Origin of the sequence: Clostridium sp. AF32-12BH, from assembly GCF_003477935.1 — a bacterium.
GTDB lineage: Bacteria > Bacillota > Clostridia > Lachnospirales > Lachnospiraceae > Brotaphodocola.
The window spans coordinates 46795-67280 of record NZ_QUEH01000002.1 but is presented as its reverse complement, the minus strand read 5'-3'; the positions used below and the strand labels follow the sequence as shown (position 1 = coordinate 67280).

The window sequence follows — 20486 nt, the reverse complement described above, 5'->3', positions numbered from 1 at the left end:
GCGCAAGCCTGGCTTATGCCGGGCTTTGTGCTGTTTTCAATATCAAGATATTTTGAGGAGGAATACCCATGGGTGTTTACGCTGTAACCGGTGGTTCCCACGGAATTGGGGCCAATACGGTAGAATTACTGAAAAAAGAGGGACATGAGGTGGTAAACATCGACCTTTTAAAAGGCGATATCACGGCAGATCTTACCACACTGGAAGGACGTCAGAAAGTCATCGACGAGCTGCACGAACTGCATCCGGAAGGTCTTGACGGTCTGATCTTAAGTGCAGCGGTTTCCGGCGCATGCGGAAATCTCACCAAAATCATATCCCTGAATTACTTTGGTGCCGTGTCGATCATCAAAGGGACCTATGACCTGCTGGAGAAAAAGCATGGAAGCTGCGTGGCGGTTTCTTCCAATATCATCTCCCAGGATCTTTCACGCATGGATATCGCAGATCTGTTAAATAACTGCGGGGACGATGAACACAAAATCCGAAGCGTAGTTTCCTCACTCGATGCCTCCGATCTAAGCGTAGGAAACAGCATCTATGCTGCTTCCAAATATGCCCTGGCGCGCTGGGTCCGCCGCCACTCTGCATCCTATGCGGCAAATGGTGTCCGAATCAATGCTGTCGCGCCAGGCAATGTCGGCAGTGCCATGACCGCTACCATGTCACACAGCGCCAAATCCTCCTTAAATGCCCTTCCGATTCCAACACGCTACGGTCAGGAAACCTTCATGGATCCAAAAGAAATTGCATTGGCCATTGTATTTCTGGCGTCTGAAAAAGCCTGCGGGATCAACGGCATTGTCATGTTTGTGGATGGCGGTACCGATGCGCTTTTAAATACAGAAAAAGTTTATTAAAGGGGGTTTTGACAGATGCTGCCAATCGAACAATACATTGATGCCATAGAAAATAAAGATTATGAAGGGCTGGGGAGCCTCTTTACCAAGGACGGTCATTACTGTGACTACTGTGCCAACGGAACACTCCAGCATGACTATCATCTCTACGGGAAGGAAGCCATCTCCATGTTCTTCCGGAACAAATTTCTCTGTAAACAATACTCCATACTGGAACCGACCATTTTAAGTCCATCCCAGGCAGAGTTTATCGCAAGTTTCAGTGGTTACCATGTGATGGCCATTGCTACCCTGCAGCAGTTATCTGCAGACGGGCATATCCGAAGACTGACGGTACGTCCTAAGTAACGGACAGAAGTCTAAAAAATTCCATTTAAGCATAAACGTAAGCGCGTTTTCCGCACAAACAAAAAATCCGGCTTTTTGCCGGATTTTTGCTTTTCCCCAGTCCATTCAGATCAGTTTCTCCAGATGCTTGCGCACAACGCTAAAATGCTTCTTCAGCGCTTTCGCGCCCGCCGCCTCATCGCGGACCGTTAACGCCTCATAAATATCCCAGTGTGCTTTTCTTAAAACGGCAGCACGACGCCGGTCGGAAAGAATCGACGTTCTTAAGTCCTTCACAAACAGTTTCAACAGATTTTCCATCTGATCCACGTAAAAGATCATCAGCTCATTATGTGACATTTCCATAAGGATCTTGTGAAATTGTATATCCAGCGCCGCACTATCCTGGGCGCTCATCGGCTGGTCCATCTTCTCCAGTACTTCATGCATCCGCTCCAATTCTTCCGGTTTTGCATCTTCCATCGCTGCGGCCAGTGCCGTCTGTTCAAATCCGCAGCGTATCTCAAACACTTCCGTCCGGTCGATATGCTGCAATACCATGGTCAGGGACATGAGCCTGGTCATGTATTCCTTTGTGTTGCAGCGGATATAGTTTCCGCTTCCCTGAATGCACTCAATCAGCCCCATCATCTCAAGAACGTGAAGCGCTTCTCTCGCTGAATTGCGGCTGACTCCGAGTTTTTCCGATAAAGCACGCTCCGTCGGGATCTTATCATTCAGGCGGAGATTGCCTGAGGTAATCTCCGCCGTAAAATAATCAAATACTCGTTCGTATGCTTTCTGACTGTTTTTCTCTTCCACGTAACGTCATCCTCCTAGAGACGATAGCAGACCTTTCCAGGATTTAAGATCATCTTCGGATCAAAGACACGCTTGATGCCTTCCATGAGAGCCATGTTGGTCTCACCAACTGAATCGATCAGATATTTGATCTTGCCGGAACCGATACCATGCTCGCCGGATACCAGACCACCGCAATTGGTTGCTTCTTTGTAAATGATCTCGAAGAATTTATCAACACGGGACTTGAACTCTTCCTCTTCCAGGTCATTGGAGCACTGGTAGATGTGAAGGTTTCCATCTCCTGCGTGGCCAAAAGATTTGATGGTCAGACCGCACTCTTCGCCGGTCTTGTTCACAAAATCCAGGTAATCTGCAATCTTATTGACCGGAACTACAACGTCACACTCATCTAACAGCTTTGTCTCATGCATGATTGCCTCCAGGAAGGAAGAACGTGCTGCCCATGCATCTTTGATCTTGGCAGGGGTATCTGCAACCAGAACATCCATAGCGCCGGCATCCAGAACCAGTTCTGCCATCTGCTCCAGCATGGTATCCAGTTCATCCTGACTTCCTGCATCCAGTGTTACCAGAAGATAAGCACCGATCTGCTGGCCCTCTAACTCCTGCGGGAATACGCTGCGGCCAATGTAGCGCTCGGAGCTTAACACGATCTCACGCTCCATGAATTCGATTGCCTGTGGGTTTAAACCAGACATCTTGATCTTCGGAACCGCAGAAAGTGCAGTGTTTAAGTCTTCGAACGGAATGATCAGGGATGCTACTACCTTCGGAGCCGGAATGATCTTTAAAGTCAGCTCAGTGATGATACCAAGGGTTCCCTCGGAGCCGATCATTAAGTTTAACAGGGAATAACCGGAAGAGGTCTTGGAAACGGTTGCGCCCAGATGGGTGATCTCACCAGTCGGAAGAACCACGGTCATAGCACGTACATAATCACGGGTTGCGCCATATTTCACAGCTCTCATGCCGCCTGCATTGGTGGATACGTTGCCTCCTACACATGCGAACTTTTCGCCCGGATCCGGCGGATACATCATGCCCTTGCTTAAGCAGTCATTGGCCAGATCGTTTAACAGCACGCCGCTCTCGATCTCGACTACGAAGTTCTCCATATCGTAGTTTAAGATCCGGTTCATTTTGGAAGTGTCCATCAAAACTCCGCCAAGTAACGGAACTGCACCGCCTGCCAGACCGGTACCTGCACCTCTTGGCGTAACCGGGATGGTGTTCTCATAGCAGATCTTCATGACTGCAGCAACTTCCTCGGTAGAAGTCGGCTGTACAACCAGATCCGGCATATGGGTGCCGTAGATCGGCATCTCATCTCTTGCGAAATCTACGTTGATGTCGTCTCCCACGAGAACATGATCGGACACTGCCTGAATCTGGGCGATAATTTCCGGAGTCAGCTGATTATATTTTTCCATTGTAATTCCTCCTCATATTATAATGTAAGCCTCACCAATAATCAAATCGAATGAACATTATTTTCTGTTTTTAATCTCCTCGATCAAAAGCGGAAGGATTTCTTTGACATCTCCCACGATTCCCACATCTGCGATATCAAAAATTGATGCTGCTTCATCTTTGTTGATCGCTACAATGTATTTGGAACCCATGATTCCGGACACATGCTGCATAGCTCCGGATATACCGCAGGCAATGTAAAGCTTCGGTGCAACGATCTTACCGGACTGTCCAACCTGATGTGCACGGGAGGCCCAGCCTTCTTCGATTGCCGGACGGGATGCTCCAACAACGCCGCCAAGCAGGGCTGCCAGTTCTTCTACCAGCTTAAAGCTTTCTGCATCACCCATACCACGGCCGCCGGTTACGATGACATCAGCACCTTCCAAATCCACTGCCTCTGCGATTTCTTTTGCTGCGTCTACGATCTTAGCCTTTCCTGCATCGGATACGCCTGTCTCTTTTTCTTCTACGCTGCCTTCTGCTGCTTCCGGCTTTGCAAAGCTTCCGCTGCGGACGGTCGCGAACTGAATGCCGCCTGCCACACTCAGACGCTCAAGAACCGTGCCACCGTAAGCCGGACGTACAAATTCAACACCTGCATCGGTCTTCTCAATGACGGTTACATCGGTAACACAGCCTGCATCAAAGCGCTGTGCCAGACGCGGTGCCAGATCTTTGCCAAGCTGGCTTCCAGAGAACAGCACCAGTTCCGGCTGAGTCTCTTTGATATAACCCTCCAGCGCTGCTGCCTGTGCATCTTCTGATGAGTCACCGGTCTTTAAGACTACAACCTTTGCACCATACTCTGCAGCTTTTTTCGCTGCCTCAGTATCTTCTACTGCTACTGCAGATGCCTCGCCCAGTCCGTTTGCTGCGGACAGAAGCTCCAGGCTGCCCTGCAGAGGGGTTCCTTCTTTTGCTTCGATATATACCAGTACTTTCATGTTCGGTCTCCTCCTTACAATGCCTTATCCTGCAGCATTTTTTCCATTGCCTTGCGGACAGCTTCTGCTGCTTCTTTTTCCTTGATGCGGACGCCTGCGCTTCTCTTCGGCGGCTCGCTGTATCCTTTTAAGGATACCTTGGCTTCTACTTTGGAAACCTCTGCATCTGCTGCAGTGAATACCGGAACAACGGCTTTTCTTGCTGCCAGCTTTGCCTTGATGTTTGGATAACGCGGATCGTATGCCGGTTTTGCAATGGTAAATACTGACGGCTGTGCCACACGGTAACGGATGTAACCTTCCTCAGTCTCCTGCTTTGCAACAAGGCTGTCATCCTGCGGTTCTACTTCGATCACACTGGATACAAAACCGGTTCCAAGAATTTCAGCGAGACGGGCACCTACCTGGCCGCTGATCTCATCGGTAGATTCCTTACCGCAGAGGATCATGCCGTAAGGCTGACCGTTTTCTGCTTCGCATTTTTTTACTACTTTTGCAAGATACGCTGCCACTGCGCCTTCATCCGCTCCGGCAAATACCTCATCTTTGAATAAGTATGCTTTCTTTGCTCCAACTGCCAGGAGATTCTTCATCATGCTGGTGCAGTCCTCGGTTCCGATTGCTGCCACGGTAACCTCACCGCCATTCGCCTCGGTGTAACGGGCTGCGAGCTCCAGTGCATAGGTATCAAATGCGTTTGTCACCTTTTCTACATCTTTTGTTGCCGGTGTGCCAGCAGCGTCTAAATGGATCTCCACGCTGTCATCCGGAACCTGTTTTACAAATACCAGAATATCCATAAGATTTTATATCCTCCTTTGATTCTCTCTTGCTATCTTTTTTCGCATTCCGGGAAAGCTGTCTTTTTTGTTTCCCGGAATACGCGGACTTTCTTATTTTATTTCCCGATTACGGCTCTTCCTACTACCATACGCTGAATCTCGTTGGTTCCCTCGAAGATCTGGAAGATCTTTGCATCGCGCATCAGCTTCTCTACCGGGTACTCACGGCTGTAACCGTAACCACCAAGAATCTGTACTGCATCGATTGCGGTCTGCATTACAGAATCACCTGCAAAGCACTTTGCTGCTGCGGATTCTTTGCTGAACGGAAGTCCCATATCAGCAAGGCGGATCGAATGTGCAATCAGCTGTCTGGATGCCTCGGTACGGATCTCCATGTCTGCGATCTTGAACTGGATCGCCTGGTTCTTGCAGATCGGCTTGCCAAACTGTACGCGCTGTTTGGAATAAGCAACTGCCTCATCGATACATCTCTGTGCAACACCGACACCGATAACTGCACACCAGGTACGTGCCAGATCCAGAGTCTTCATTGCGGTAATGAAACCGGTTCCTTCTTCACCAAGACGGTTCTCAGCCGGGATGCGGACATCCTCCAGAAGTACATCACTGGTGGTTGAGCAGCGGATACCCATTTTGTTCTCATGGTTTCCTACACTCAGGCCAGGAGTTCCCTTGTATACAAGAAAGGCTGAAATACCTTTTGTCCCCTGATCCTTGGCAGTCATAGCGGTAACTACAAAGAAATCAGCCACGCTTGCGTTGGTGATAAAGCACTTTCTTCCATTTAATACATACTCATCGCCCTCGCGGACTGCAGTAGTCTTTCCAGCGCCTGCATCACATCCGGCATTCGGCTCTGTCAGGGCAAAGGAACCAAAGCCACCATTGATGATGATATCGCAGCATTTCTTTTTCTGCTCTTCATTTCCTGCTAAGAGCACCGGCTTTAATGCCAGGCCGTTTCCGTTTAAGGTAACTGCCACACCGGCATCGGCCCATGCGATCTGCTCCATGATAGCTGCCTGGTCCATATGATCCAGACCAAGTCCGCCGTACTCCTCCGGAACATCCATCATATGAAGCTGCATCTCAATGGCCTGATCGTAAATCTCCTTCGGCCACTCACCGGAAATGTCGTATTCCTTCACCTGCTCTTTTACTTCATTGATGCAGAAATCGCGGACATCCTTTAAAAGCTCCTTGCCGTCCTCAGAAATAATGTAACTCATATCCATATCCTCCCTTTCAGAAATTCATTGTCATATAAATGTATTTGTTGAATCATAAATACCATTTTGATTTGTGCTGAGGTGAGGGATCAGATTCCCATCAGCACGCCCGCATAACAGATAATGCCGGCCAGTACTACAAACAGTGCAAAGTATTTAAATACTGCACCGAGGATCTTACTCTCAGATCCTACTGCTCCAATCGCGCCTGCACCGATCGCAATACTCTGCGGGCAAACCATCTTGCCGATTCCTGCGCCGCAGACGTTGGCTGCCGCCATCCAGGACGGGTCAAATCCAAGCGATGCAGCGGTCTGGCTCTGAAGTCCGCCAAACAGCACGCAGGTCGATGTTCCGGAACCGGTTACAAATGCTCCAACTGCTCCGATCAGCGGTGCGATGCACGGATAAGCACTTCCTGCAACTGCTACTAAAAGATTTGCGATATCGGAGATCATGCCGCTGTAACTCATGATCTTTGCGGTTGCCATAACCGAGCAGATCGTAACGATCGTCTTCCAGTACTTTTTGAGTGTCTCAACAAGTACCTGAAGCATTTCCTGAAACGTAGCTCCCTGTACCAGACCGCCGATCACTGCTGCGATGAAAATAATCACACCCGGTGTGTTGATCCAGCTAAAGGAAAGCTTTCCGGCATTTTCGCCGCTGTAAACCTGAACCGAAGTTTTGATTCCTGCAATCGCATTGTGGATTGGCGGACACAGATTCGAGGTTGCCATAAGCAAGATGAAGATCAGAACGAATGGACACCAGGCTTTTAATCCTTCACCCACGGTGAATTTGTGATCTTTCGCATCCTCCGCTACTTCAATCGCATATTCCGGTTCCGGATTCTGGTTCAGCACTCTGGATGCCAGAACAATGCAAATCATGGAACAGATCGAACCGATGATATCCGGAAGTTCCGGTCCGATAAAGCACGCTGCTGCGTACCAGGGAATCAGGTAAGACAGTGCCGCGATCAGGATCATGGGAACCATACCCTTTAATGCTTTGATGCTTCTTGCTCCGATCGCTACTAAAAGGAACGGGGAAAGAATCACCAGAATGCTCTGAAGCATTGCTACATGGGTGGAAAGCGCCATCGTCTCTACTCCGGCTACGGAAACCAGTGTCACCGTCGGAACTCCGACAGAACCAAAGGCGGTAGGCGTAGAGTTTACAACCAGGCAGCCAACAACAGCGCCGATCGGGTCAACTCCGATACCTGCCAGCATGGATGCCGGAATGGCAACTGCAGTTCCAAATCCAGCCATGCCTTCCATAAAGTTTCCAAATCCCCAGCCGATCAGAAGAATTAACACTCTCTTGTCTCTGGAAACACTCGCTAACATCTTTTTGATTTCTTCCATTGCCCCGGTCTTTAAGATCAGGTTATAGGTAAATAATGCTGCGATGATAACCAGACAGATCGGCCACAAGGCATTCAACACACCTTCCAATGTTGCCGTAGCCATGCTGGAAACCGGAAACTTCCAACAAACAACCGATAATACTGCCGTCAGGATCCATGCGATCACACAAGCCTTGTGTCCCGGCATTTTTAAAATACTTAGGGCAACCACCAGCCAGAGGATCGGGATCATAGCCAGAAGAAACAAAGAAAACATAGAAACACCTCCCAAAATTTGCTAAACCAATTGCAACCATTTGCTAAACCAATTCTGTAAATCTCGAGATATGAACCCCTCATGTCTTTTATGTTCCGCGGTCATTTTTGATGATTCGATTATATTCAGTCGTGTGTTTTTGTTCAATATGTAACTTTTACAATATTTTTTTGCTGTTTTTGGGCGTAATTTTCTTAACAAAGTATGATTGGTTGATCCACTTTGAAGGAATAGAATTGGAACAGTCAATTCATCAAAACATGCAGAAATCTTGGCATTTCCATGCAAACATGTCGATATATACATACCATTTCACCTGCTTTTTCTGCCTCAATCCTTCCTCAACAAGTCTTATTCCGTTACCAATTTAACAACCACCTTTTTTCCGCTTTAGAATTTTCTATCATTTTTTGTCTTGTCGACAAGTACACAAGATTTTTGCACGGTTTTTCCCTCCTGTTTCGGGCATATTTTCATAGGTAAAAATGACGAATTTTTCAATTTGTACTCCTGTCTTTGTAACATGGCAGCATCCTGACACCTTCTAAAGAAATAAAAAAATGGCTGTTATGAAATGGATCAGCCAAAGCAATTCCATTCACAACAACCACTTTTTTATAATTCCCGCAAAATCAGTTCTGTAATTCCCTCATTTGCTCCCATCACAATCCGCTTTACCTTCGGTTCACGCCCATAGCTGAACTCCTCCCGGATCGCACTGCGGATCCGGGTTCCTCCGTTATAACCATGGATCACCCTGATTTTATAGACGGAACTTTCCGCCTGCTCTACTTTTTTCTGTACGGCCGCAACCGCTTCCTCCGTGCGCATGCCATGCACATCGAATTCTATAATCGGATTGTTGATCATCTCAGTTTCTGCTCCTTGCGTTCTTTTTTATTTTCATACATCTGCTGATCGGCCCGTGCTTTCGCATCACGAATGCTTTCTTTCTCCAGAAGTTCTGCACTTCCATAGGAAACTCCTGGGAGAATCGAAACCACTTTTCTTCGTTTTTCCATAATCCAGAAAAATTTTTCCTTGCAGAGTTCTTCTTTTTCCACCTGCCGCAAAAGTACACAAAACTCGTCACCGCCAATCCGGTAACAGTTTCCATATCGGCTATAGGCTTTGTTCAAGCAGCCGGCAATCTCCCTAAGGCACCGGTCTCCTGCCAGATGTCCATACGTGTCATTGATCTGTTTGAAATTGTCTACATCAAACACGATCAGCATCTTATCCTCTGCGCGCAAGTTCAAAGTACGGTTCAGATAGCTTTTCTGGCTTAAAAGTCCGGTCAGACCATCCAGCTGGTTCCACATTTCATTGCAGTACAGGAAAAAAAGCACTGCGATCAAGGTAATACACAGCCATGTGATATGAACAGACGGAATCAAAACCTGTACCAGGGTTCCAACTGCAAGAAATCCGGCAAGTCCGTAGATCAACTCTCTTCCGCGGTTCTGAAAACTCTGTGCCATCTCCAGTGTATTGAACAAAAGATAGCCGATTCCAGCATAGTACATCAGCATATAAACACGAAATCCGGCTTCTCTGGAATAATGATTTGCAGCATCCACCGAAAAGACCATGCTTTTCGAAAACAAAGAAACCGTCAATGCCACAAAATAGAATATTTCCATACCAATCGCGACCCGGAGGCTCCATTTCATATGTTCGGACCTCTCCATTGTATAAACAAGACAGAGCGGCACTGCCGGCGTCAGACCAAATCCCAAATAATTGGAAAGGATATTGACTGCACGCAGCCAGACTGGTCCGTCGTTCACCAGAACGGAAATCATCTCAAGAATGGAAATTCCACCAATCAGAATGAAGGTAAAAAGAAATCTTCTTGTCTGCTTTGGATTCAAGTTCTCGCTCAGCTGCACTAATACACACATGAACACCAAAACAAAAAGATTAATGGCAGTTAAAATAAAAAAGTATAAGTCTGTCATGTTTATTCTCCAGAAGTACCAGTACGTTCCATTCCTACAGGATATCTCAACTATTTACTGCTCAAATCTGCCCTTCATCTTCACTTCCTGCTTCCACACAGCCACTTTACCGCGTGCAAACAGACTGTCGATGTTTAAATCTTTGTCTAATACCAACAGGTCGGCATCTGCGCCCTCTGCCACGCAGCCTTTCTTTCCTTCCTGTCCCAGTAAGACTGCCGGAGTGCTGGTTAAGAGCTTCAATGCCTGCTCAAGCGGCATACCTTCTCTTACCAGGATCTGGATGGTGCGGTGCAGATACTTTGGAGATGCATAGGTTAAGCCGATGCACTCGCCTTCTTCATTGAAGCGCGGCTGGCTTCCGAATGCATCACTGGATAAAGTTACATGATCCAGATTTACGCCGTCGCGGTGTAAAAGCTCATAAAGCTTCATGGTATCCGCTTCGACTTCAACATCGTCTGCGCCTGCAGTGCAGTCAATGTAGCCGCCGCGTCTTACAAGCTCGGCACCTGCATCGATCAGGCCCGGATTGCGCAAGATGTGGGTCGGAAGCAGATTCTTTGCTGGTACGTCGGAATGATCCAGTACATAGAAAATTGGATCCAGCTTTCCGTCCCCGTCACCCATATGCATGGTGACAAGCCCCGGCGTATTGCTAAGTAAACCCGCTCTGCGTGCTGCAGTTGCCAGGGCGATCAGCTCTTCGCCACCCGGATTGGAGCTTCTGTGATCGGATACTGCTACCTTTACACCGATCATCGGCGGAACCAGAATGATGTCGCGCTCCACGCTGCCGGTCAGGGTGGTCGGCGGATAGCCGTAGGAGCTGGTCAGGGTGTAGACAGTCATGCCCTCTTCAGTCAGGGCGCGGGCCTTTGCAACCAGGTTTTCCACGCTGCGGGTTACGCCATCGGTTCCGAGCAGTCCGACTACCGTGGTGATTCCGTTCTTGAAAAATTCGCTGAGCTGAGATTCCGGCACACGGGAAGCCGGTCCCTGCTCACCGCCGCCTCCGGTGATGTGTACGTGCATATCAATGTAAGCCGGTACAAGGATTTTTCCTTCCAGGTCATAGGTTTCCACTCCCGGAAGCCCCTCATAACCTTCGATCGTATCCTGCATCAGAAGAACCTTCTCTCCTTCGATCAAAAGATCCTTTTTGCCCAGTTTTTCTGGTGCGTAAACTTCTGCATTTTTCAGTAACTTGATCATAATGTCTGCTCTCCTGTCTCTTTCTTTTTCACTATACAAGCAGACTGCCGTCTAAACCTCTTAGGGATGTGGCAGCTCTCCTTTAAAAATCTTAGTTCGTTTCAAATGTTCCCTTTACCAGTGCTTTTCCATGCTCTACCATTTTTCTGCCCCGCGCAAACACGGTATCAACCAAAAACTCCTCATTCAAAAACAGGATATCCGCGTCGCTTCCCGGGCGGATACAGCCTTTTTTCGGGTACAGACCATTGGCTCTTGCCGGATTAGCCCCGCAGATCTGAATGGCTTTTTCAATCGGCACACCCGAAAAAACGGCGTCCCGCACTTCTTCGTGGAGGGAGGAAAGTCTGGTGACCAGAAGCCTTGCGCCTCCGTCCGGAAGCGGAACGCTCATGCTTCCGTTTCCGTCAGAACTCATGGTGATCTGCTCCATCGGCACTCCCTCTTCCATACAGATGCGGATGGCTTCGCTTGGCTTGATGCAGTTTGTAAAACCATCTTCTTCCCGGATTCCAGAGGTAATGTCAATGTAACCGCCACGGCGTGCCAGCTCTTTCGCCTGTTCAAACAGGTGCGGTGCCCGGTTTACATGGGTCGGAATCATATGTCTTGCCGGAATCTCCGTTTCATCCAGAATCTCAAACAGCATCTGGATTCCATTTTTTCCGATTCCCATATGAAACTGAACAACCCCAGCCTTGGCAGAAAGCATACCGCCCAATCTTGCCTGGGTTAGGATCCGTTTTACTTCATCCTTTGTCGGCTGGGAAGAACGGTGGTCTGACAATGCGATCTCTCCGATTCCCAGCACTTTATCGATCAGAATGATGTCTCGTCTGGCATCTCCGGTCATGGTCCGAAGCGGAATCTCATAGGATGCAGTCAGCATATAGGCACTGATTCCTTCTGTTTCCAGACCACGCACCTTTGCCAGCAGCGATTCCGGGTGACGTCCGGTTCCATCGGTTCCAAGAACTCCGATCACGGTGGTAACGCCAGCTGTTGTGACATCGGAAAGCATGACTTCCGGTGTCCGGCTGTAAGGCCCCGCCTCACCGCCTCCTCCGATCACATGGACATGCTGGTCTACATAACCCGGGATCACCGTTTTTCCTTCTGCAGAAACAACTTCCACCAGAACAGGAAGTTCCGGTGGATCGATGTGCTCTGCCACAGTTAATACTTTTTCATCTACCACCAGGATGTCGCGGAGGCCCTGTGGCTCCGGATCATACAGGTTTGCATTTTTTATCAAAAGTACTCTGGACATACCATTTAGTTCTCCTTTTTCTCCTCATCTTTCAGCTTTGCGATACCAAAACCGGTGAAGCCCCAGATGATTGCAAAGATCCAGCCGGTATAGCACAGGATTGCCCACGGGAGATAATCCAGTGTCTCTACACCCAGGGTGGATGCCATGTAAGCACCTGCTGCGGACCACGGGATCAGCGGTACGACTACAGTACCAGCATCCTCCAGGGTACGGGACAGGTTCTTGGCTGCCAGTCCGCGCTCTTTGTAAGCGTCACGGAACATCTCGCCCGGGATCAGGATAGAAAGGTAAGAGTTACCGGTTGTCAGTGCCATAGTGATACATGCTGCAACGGTTGCAGTGATCAGCGCACCGGTGCTCTTTGCCACGCTTAAGATTTTCTGAAGCACAACATCCAGGCAGCCTGCCTTACTCATGATACCTGCAAAGCAGAATGCGCAGAATACCAGAAGTGTGGTGCTCATAATGCCGTTCATACCGCCGCGGTTTAACAGCTTGGTTACTGCCTCAGAGCAGGTCTCTGTGTCGAAGCCTGCGCGGTGGATCATGGATACGTTAAAGCCGTTTACGGTTGCTTTCAGCACATCGCCTAATTCCACGTGCTGAATGAAGATTCCCTCAACACCTGCTACGAAAGTAGAAAGAAGCATAACCGGAATGGTTGGTTTCTGAAGCAGGGAACCGCCCAGAACGATCAGTACCGGAATGATGACCAGCAGATTCCAGCTATACATGGAAGAAAGCTGGTCCAGTAAGGTGGTAACCGTATCAGAGGTAATATCTGCAGTTACATTTGCATTCATACCTGCAATGGCATATACCACCAGGGAAACAATGGTTGCCGGTACGGTGGTGTAGAACATATGTCCGATATGCTCGTACAAGGTGCTTCCTGCCGCGATCGGAGCCAGGTTTGTGGTATCGGACAGCGGAGACATCTTATCGCCGAAGTAGGAACCTGCAATACATGCACCTGCAGTTGCCGGAAGGGAAACGCCAAGGGCACTTGCAATTCCCATGAGTGCAACACCCATGGTCGCAACGGAACCCCAGGAGGTACCGGTAACAACGGATACCACTGCCTCGATCAGAAATGCGGTAACCAGCATGAATTTCGGGTTTACGATCTGTACGCCGTAATAAATCATAAGCGGAATGGTTCCGGCTGCCATCCATGTGCCGACCATGGCACCAACGCAAACCAGGATCAGGATTGCAGGCATGCCTTTTGCGATCTTGGTGCAGATCTCATCCATCATCTCGTCCCAGGTCACACCAACGCGGAATGCAATGAATGCCGCGATCGCTGCTACCATGATCAGAAGCGGCTCTGTGCTGTAGCCAAATACGCCCTTTCCGATCGTTAAGATCAGAAGCATTGCGATGATCGGTGTGATCGATTCCGCAAAGGTAGGCAAACGTTTGGCCCGTTCTTTCTTTTCTTTCATTTGGATGTCCTCCTTTTCTTCACACTAATTCTTAAATTTTTCTAAATTTCTTTTTGCTTTCTAACTTTCTTTTTCCCGTTCTTCCAGAAGCCGGCTGATCTTGGAGACAAACAGGTCAAACGCTACGTCGTTTTTACCACTGTTGATGACAACATCAGCCTTGGAACGGGTCGGCTCTACATAGAGATAATGCATCGGTTTTACTGTGGTCAGATACTGCTCAATGATTCCATTCAGATCACGGCCACGCTCCGATACGTCTCTGGAAATGCGGCGCAGGATACGCTCATCAGCATCGGCTTCCACGTAAACCTTGATGTCGAGAAGGCTTCTTAAGCGCTCATCAGCCAGAAGCAGAATTCCCTCTACGATAATGATCGGCTTCGGGTCGATCCGGACTGTTTCGTTGGAACGGTTATGCTGGCTGTAGTCATATACAGGGCTCTCGATCGATCTTCCTGCCTTTAACTCCTTTAAGTGTTCGATCAAAAGATCGGTCTCCAGAGAATCCGGATGATCATAATTTACCTTCACACGTGTCTCGAACGGAACTCCGTCCTGGCAGCGGTAATAGTTATCGTGGTACAAAACCGCCACATCGTCCCCAAAATAGCTCTTGATTCTGTTTGTAAAGGTAGATTTACCTGAGCCGGATCCACCGGCAATTCCGATTATGATGCTCTCCATGTTCTTTTCCCTTCCGTATCGTTTATTTCTGAACCGGTTTGATTCCAAATTCCTCCGGCATAAAGCGCGGGCAGATGTTTTCCGAAGTAGTAATGACCGTAGAAGCCAGACGTGTACCAATGCTGCAGGCTTCTGCCATGGTCTTTCCATAAGTGAGACCCATGCAGACTCCGGCAAAAAATGCATCACCGGCTCCGGTCGTATCGACAACATCGACCTTCAGTGCCGGAACAAAGCCGCGGTTTCCATAGCTGTCCGCGTAGACTGCGCCCTCTCCGCCCATCGTCACGACCATGCGGGAAATACGGGCAGACTTAATGCGGTCTGCCAGAATGTCTGCCAGTTCTTCCGGTGTCTTGTTCTCATAATCTTCTGAAAAGAGAATCCCCATCTCCTGCTGGTTGCAGACAAAACAGGAGGTCTTTCTTAAGAAATCCCTGCGCTCTACTGCGATCGTCATGTTGGACACCAGGGCATATACATCTTTGTTATATTTTTCAGCATACTGGAAGATTTTTTTCATGATATCCTTATCCAGATCGATCTCTACCGCAATGCTGTCTGCATCTTTGAAGATTTCATCGCCCTGCTCGTCTAAAATATTCCCAATTGGTGTAAGGTCCGGCCGTTTGGAAACCGATGCCACCACATCTCCCTCATGGTCAAATACAGCCAGCCAGGTTCCCATGCCATCCGGAAGTTTCCGGATATACTTGGTGTTTACTTTATGGCGGTCCAGTTTGCGGATGATATCCTCTCCCATCGAGTTGTCATCCACCAGGCTGACAAAGGTTGGCTTCAATTCTACATTCGCAATATCCTCTGCTACATTTCTGGATACCCCACCGTGGTTCTGTACGATGATTCCGGCATTTCGTCCGGATGGGATATACGGGGATGTGGAATACCCCTTAAGATCCATAAAAACAGCACCGATCACTACAATTCCCATCTTTTGTTTCTCACTTTCCCTTTATTTGATACTATATCACTGCTGCTTACGCGCTGCGCAGGCAGCAGATATCTTGATTTCGATTTTACATCGATTTAATATTTAATTATAGCCAGGAAGACCTGTGGTTGTAAATCCCTTTTGCACATTCTGTCGAAAAATGTTGTATGGCAAAGAAACCATCTCCCTGCAAACCAAGCATTCTGTGCCTCTTTTAGAAATCAAACAGTGACAGCTGGTTGCTTTCCGGCAGATCTCCTAAAAGTCCCAGATCGTTCATCAGGTCGCAGATCGTCTTACTGACCTTGGTACGGTTTCTGAAATCCTCGCGCGATAAGAACGGACCATCCTTCGCCGCGTAAACCACACCCTCCGCTGCATTCAGACCCAGACCTGCGATGCTGCTTAAAGATGGCATCAGCTTTCCGTCGATCACCTGGAAGCGGTCTGCCTGGGCGCGGTAAATGTCGATCGGCATAAAATCATAACCGCGCGCGTACATTTCCTGAACGATACGCATATCGCGCAGGGTATCCTGCTCAGCCTTGGAGAGAGAATCCGCTCTCTTTTTAAAGTCTGCCAGATGATATTCCAACTTATCCCGGCCCAGGCACATCAGCTCATAGGAAAACCCGTTCGCGCGGATACTGAAGAATGCCGCATAGTAAGCCAGTGGATAGAACACCTTGCAGTACGCCACACGCCATGCCATCATAACGTAGGCCGCCGCATGGGCTTTCGGGAACATGTACTTGATCTTTAAGCAGGAATCGATATACCACTGGGGCACATCGTGTTTTTTCATTTCCTCGATCCACTCCGGTTTCAGACCCTTGCCTTTTCGCACACTCTCCATGATCGTGAAGGAAAGTCCCTCCTCCAGGCCCATCTGGATCAGATACACCATGATATCATCTCGACAGCAAATCGCCGTCTGAATGGTGGCCTGCCCGCTTATGATGAGGTCTTTCGCGTTGCCCAGCCATACATCGGTACCATGTGCCAGTCCGGCAATGCGGACCAGATCAGAAAAATATTTCGGCTGCGCGTCAAGTAACATCTGCATCGCAAAGTCCGTACCGAACTCCGGGATTCCAAGCGCACCGAGCTTACATCCGCCGATGTCATCCGGCGTGATGCCTAACGCAGAGGTGTTCTGGAACAGGGACATGACCTCCGGAGAATCCAGAGGAATATCTTTTACCGGGTCCAGGCCGGTTAAATCCTGCAGCATACGGATCATGGTCGGGTCCTGATGTCCTAAAATATCAAGCTTTAACAGGTTATGGTCAATCGAGTGGTAATCGAAATGCGTGGTCACCGTGGAGGTCGTCATATCGTTTGCCGGACGCTGGACCGGAGTAAAGGAATAGATTTCCTCTCCGATCGGCAGTACGACTATACCGCCCGGATGCTGACCGGTCGTACGGCGCACGCCCACGCAGCCCTGTACAATGCGGTCGATCTCACAGTTTCGCTTGTGAATGCCGCGCTCCTCGTAATAGCGCTTTACAAAGCCAAATGCGGTCTTATCCGCCAGCGTACCAATGGTTCCCGCGCGGAAGGTCTGGCCTTTTCCGAAAATAACCTCGGTATAATCGTGCGCCTTACTCTGATACTCACCCGAGAAGTTTAAGTCGATATCCGGCTCCTTATCGCCCTTGAATCCCAGGAATGTCTCGAACGGGATATCAAAGCCCTGCTTGGTCATCATCGCACCACACTTCGGGCAGCGCATATCCGGCATGTCACAGCCGGCCATACCGGAGAATTTCCTTACATCCGCAGAATCGAAATCCGAGTAATGGCATTTCGGGCACAGGTAATGCGGACTTAACGAATTTACCTCCGTGATACCTGCCATGTTCGCCACGAAAGAAGATCCTACGGAACCACGGGAGCCAACCAGATAACCATCCTCATTCGACTTCCACACCAGTTTCTGTGCGATGATATACATCACGGCGAAACCATTGGAAATGATGGAGTTCAGTTCCTTTTCCAGACGCGCCGATACGATCTGCGGCAGGTCTTCCCCGTACATCTCATGGGCCTGGTCGTAACAGATCTTACGCAAAGTTTCATCGGAATTTTCAATGACCGGCGGGCACTTATCCGGACGCACCGGCGAGATTTTCTCACACATGTCCGCAATCATGCGGGTATTGGTAATGACGACCTCTTCTGCCTTATCCGGTCCCAGATACGCAAATTCCTTCAGCATCTCTTCCGTCGTTCTTAAATACAGCGGAGCCTGCTGGTCGGCATCGTTAAAGCCCTGTCCGGCCATGAGGATACGGCGGTAAACTTCATCCTCCGGATTTAAGAAATGCACGTCACAGGTGCCGCAGACCGGCTTTCCAAGTGTTTCACCAAGTTTCACAATACGGCGGTTTAAATCTTTTAAGTCTTCTTCGGTCTTGACCGGACTCTTCTCATCGCGCAGCATAAACGCATTGTTTCCAAGCGGCTGGATTTCCAGGAAGTCATAGAAATTCGCAATCTTGACAATGTCAGCTTCTGGAAGTCCGCGCAGCAGCGCCTGGTAAAGTTCTCCTGCCTCACAGGCGGAGCCAATGAGCAGTCCCTCCCGGTACTGGTTTAACACACTCTTTGGAATACGCGGACGCTTTGCGAAATAATCGATGTGGGACCAGGATACCAGGCGGTACAAGTTGATGCGTCCTACCTCATTTTTCGCAATGATGATGACATGATTGGTGGGAAGCTTTTTGATCATATCCGCACTAAGCGTGCTCATCTGGTTTAACTGAGCCAGATCCTCAACTCCGCGTTCTTTTAACATTTCAATAAATTTTACAAAGATTTCCGCGGTACAGCCCGCATCGTCGACTGCCCGGTGGTGATTTTCCAGCGAGATATTCAAAGCCTTTGCGACGGTATCCAGCTTAAAGCGGTTTAAATTCGGCAAGAGATGTCTTGCAAGCGCCACCGTATCCAGGACGGTCGGGTCAAACGGCAGACCAAGCAGCATGGCATTCTGGGCGATAAAGCTCACATCGAAGGACGCATTGTGCGCCACCAGGCTGCAGCCCTTACAGAATTCCAGAAACTGCGGCAGGATCACGTCAATCTTCGGTGCCGGGAGCACCATGTTGTCGTTGATACCAGTCAGCTGTTCAATCTCAAACGGGATCGGTACATCCGGATTGACAAACGTACTGAACTTATCGGTGATCACGCCCTGCTCCACTTTCACTCCACCGATCTCGATAATCTTATTTTTCTCCGGGCTAAAACCGGTGGTCTCGATATCAAACACAACAAAAGAGTCCGCAAAGGTCTGGCCCTTAGCGTTCTCGACCAGTTCCTTCATATCATCAACCAGATAACCTTCCACGCCGTAGAGCATCTTAAACGGATCGTTTTTATCCAGTGCATGGCTGGCCTCCGTGAAAGCCTGCACACAGCCATGGTCGGTAACTGCAAGCGCTTCCATGCCCCATTCCTTGGCCTTTTTGATGATACTCGCCACATCCGAGACACCATCCATATCACTCATCTTGGTATGGCAGTGCAGCTCCACGCGCTTCACCGGACTATGGTCCATACGTTTGCTGGTGAAATCTTCTGCTTTCTTGATACCACGCACAGAACCGATCGTCAGTTCGCCGTCAAACCGGTCAATCGTTGTCATGCCGCGCAGACGGATGAAGGTTCCCGGCTTGATCGCCGCATTTAAATCTTCCAGCGTGTCTTCATTCGCAAAAACTTTTACGGTAATGGTATCGGTAAAATCTGTAATATGGAAAATGATGATGGTTTTTCCGCTGCGAAGCTCTCTGCTGTCCTTGTCCAGGATCTTGCCGCGGATCGTAACCTCACCGATTTCTCCTTCAATCTTCTCGATTTCCGTAAAGTCATCTTCAAAGTCACGACCGAACAAAACATCCGGATTATCCGATTTCTTGCGGTAGCCGCCGGAACTCCAGTCGTTCTTCTTAAAGTCTTTTTTGCCGGAGCGCAGCTGTCCCGGACGCGCCTCCCCACCAGAGAAGCCTCCGCCCTTAGCGCCATTCACCCCGTTTGCCGCAGCAGCTTTTCCGGCACCAGACTGGCCGTTTTTGCCGTTCTGGCTATTTGCGCCCGGATTGTTTCCAGTCTGACCCTTTCCGGCAACTCCATTCTGTCCTGCAGTTCCATGTGCCCCGGCACCAGCTGCTCCGCTTCCATGTCCGCCATGTCCATATCCATCGGTTCCTGCCGGGAGTACTTCCCCGTCAGTTCCGGTTGCCGCATTCAGACTAAGCACCGCAGCGACTTTCGCCGTCATGCGCTCCGCCTCCTGCTTTGCCTGCAGTTCCCGCTCAATCGAAGCCTTTGCACGCGTGGGCGCAACATACTCGTATTCAATCTCCACTAGCAGTCCACAGCGCTCATGAAAGACCTTCTCCAGCACCCGTTTCAGTTCGCCGGCCTTATCGCGGTTGACCATGGTATCTTCCACCGTCATATGAAGAAGATCCGGTTTAGGGAAGGTACATGCTCCTTTCCGGAAGATCGAATACTCTACAATACTATATTCCTTCAGCTCTGCGAGCAGGCTGTCTTTGTATGCCGTTAACAATTTTTCCGGCGTATACTGCTCAGACAGCGTATATTTTTCGAAAACACGGATCTGGATCTGTTTTCCCGGAAAAAGCTGGTCACGGATGCCTTTTTCCAGAGACCAGATATTTCGTTTATCAATCAGTCTTGGACTTACGATATAGACACGAAGAGAGCTTCTATCCCTGGTAAGGGACACGCGGTCTACCTTCACCAGGGTTAAAAGCTCCTGCATCTGGTCTGTCATATGTAAGCCCGGAAATACTTCCAAAAATGGTTTCATGTA

16 protein-coding genes are annotated in these 20486 nt (G+C 49.1%); 2 read left to right on the top strand and 14 right to left on the bottom strand.

What is annotated here, in order from left to right; translation table 11 throughout:
- Window positions 1-68: 68 nt before the first annotated feature.
- On the top strand, window positions 69-860 hold the full coding sequence (locus tag DWZ40_RS01815) for an SDR family oxidoreductase (RefSeq protein ID WP_118540445.1): 792 nt from the start codon (window positions 69-71) through the stop codon (window positions 858-860).
- Window positions 861-875: 15 nt separating this feature from the next.
- Window positions 876-1208: a hypothetical protein gene (locus DWZ40_RS01810; protein ID WP_118540444.1), complete on the top strand. Its 333-nt coding sequence runs from the start codon at window positions 876-878 to the stop codon at window positions 1206-1208.
- Between the two features lie 105 nt (window positions 1209-1313).
- Here the strand turns inward: DWZ40_RS01810 and DWZ40_RS01805 are convergent, their stop codons facing one another.
- The 14 genes from DWZ40_RS01805 to DWZ40_RS01740 form a co-directional block, all read right to left on the bottom strand.
- Entirely contained in the window at window positions 1314-2009 is a 696-nt protein-coding gene (locus DWZ40_RS01805; protein WP_118540443.1) for an FCD domain-containing protein, read from the bottom strand.
- Between the two features lie 14 nt (window positions 2010-2023).
- Window positions 2024-3442, bottom strand: a complete 1419-nt coding sequence (locus DWZ40_RS01800) for an FAD-binding oxidoreductase (protein WP_118540442.1) — start codon at window positions 3440-3442, stop codon at window positions 2024-2026.
- A gap of 57 nt (window positions 3443-3499) precedes the next feature.
- On the bottom strand, window positions 3500-4429 hold the full coding sequence (locus DWZ40_RS01795; RefSeq protein ID WP_118540441.1) for an electron transfer flavoprotein subunit alpha/FixB family protein: 930 nt from the start codon (window positions 4427-4429) through the stop codon (window positions 3500-3502).
- A gap of 14 nt (window positions 4430-4443) precedes the next feature.
- The gene (locus DWZ40_RS01790; protein ID WP_118540440.1) at window positions 4444-5229 is read right to left on the bottom strand and encodes an electron transfer flavoprotein subunit beta/FixA family protein; all 786 of its coding nucleotides are present in this window, start codon (window positions 5227-5229) and stop codon (window positions 4444-4446) included.
- Window positions 5230-5327: 98 nt separating this feature from the next.
- Window positions 5328-6464 (bottom strand): acyl-CoA dehydrogenase family protein, encoded by a 1137-nt coding sequence (locus tag DWZ40_RS01785; protein WP_118540439.1) that lies wholly within the window; start codon window positions 6462-6464, stop codon window positions 5328-5330.
- 89 nt (window positions 6465-6553) lie between these two features.
- Window positions 6554-8095 carry an L-lactate permease gene (locus DWZ40_RS01780; protein ID WP_118540438.1) on the bottom strand — a complete coding sequence of 514 codons (1542 nt, stop codon included), beginning with the start codon at window positions 8093-8095 and terminating at the stop codon, window positions 6554-6556.
- A 615-nt stretch (window positions 8096-8710) separates the two neighbouring features.
- Window positions 8711-8965 carry a Smr/MutS family protein gene (locus tag DWZ40_RS01775; RefSeq protein WP_118540437.1) on the bottom strand — a complete coding sequence of 85 codons (255 nt, stop codon included), beginning with the start codon at window positions 8963-8965 and terminating at the stop codon, window positions 8711-8713.
- Window positions 8962-10056: a GGDEF domain-containing protein gene (locus tag DWZ40_RS01770; RefSeq protein WP_243035156.1), complete on the bottom strand. Its 1095-nt coding sequence runs from the start codon at window positions 10054-10056 to the stop codon at window positions 8962-8964. Before DWZ40_RS01770 ends, DWZ40_RS01775 begins: the two co-directional genes overlap by 4 nt.
- 54 nt (window positions 10057-10110) lie before the next feature.
- Window positions 10111-11271: a beta-aspartyl-peptidase gene (gene iadA / locus DWZ40_RS01765; protein WP_118540436.1), complete on the bottom strand. Its 1161-nt coding sequence runs from the start codon at window positions 11269-11271 to the stop codon at window positions 10111-10113.
- A 91-nt stretch (window positions 11272-11362) separates the two neighbouring features.
- Window positions 11363-12541, bottom strand: a complete 1179-nt coding sequence (gene iadA / locus DWZ40_RS01760; protein WP_118540435.1) for a beta-aspartyl-peptidase — start codon at window positions 12539-12541, stop codon at window positions 11363-11365.
- A gap of 5 nt (window positions 12542-12546) precedes the next feature.
- On the bottom strand, window positions 12547-13992 hold the full coding sequence (nhaC, locus tag DWZ40_RS01755) for a Na+/H+ antiporter NhaC (RefSeq protein WP_118540434.1): 1446 nt from the start codon (window positions 13990-13992) through the stop codon (window positions 12547-12549).
- Window positions 13993-14052: 60 nt separating this feature from the next.
- Window positions 14053-14679, bottom strand: coding sequence for a uridine kinase (gene udk, locus DWZ40_RS01750; protein WP_118540433.1), 627 nt, complete (start codon window positions 14677-14679; stop codon window positions 14053-14055).
- 22 nt (window positions 14680-14701) lie between these two features.
- Complete coding sequence (locus DWZ40_RS01745; RefSeq protein ID WP_118540432.1) at window positions 14702-15631, bottom strand: PfkB family carbohydrate kinase; 930 nt, start codon at window positions 15629-15631, stop codon at window positions 14702-14704.
- Window positions 15632-15845: 214 nt separating this feature from the next.
- Window positions 15846-20483 carry a PolC-type DNA polymerase III gene (locus DWZ40_RS01740; protein WP_118540431.1) on the bottom strand — a complete coding sequence of 1546 codons (4638 nt, stop codon included), beginning with the start codon at window positions 20481-20483 and terminating at the stop codon, window positions 15846-15848.
- Window positions 20484-20486 lie beyond the last annotated feature (3 nt).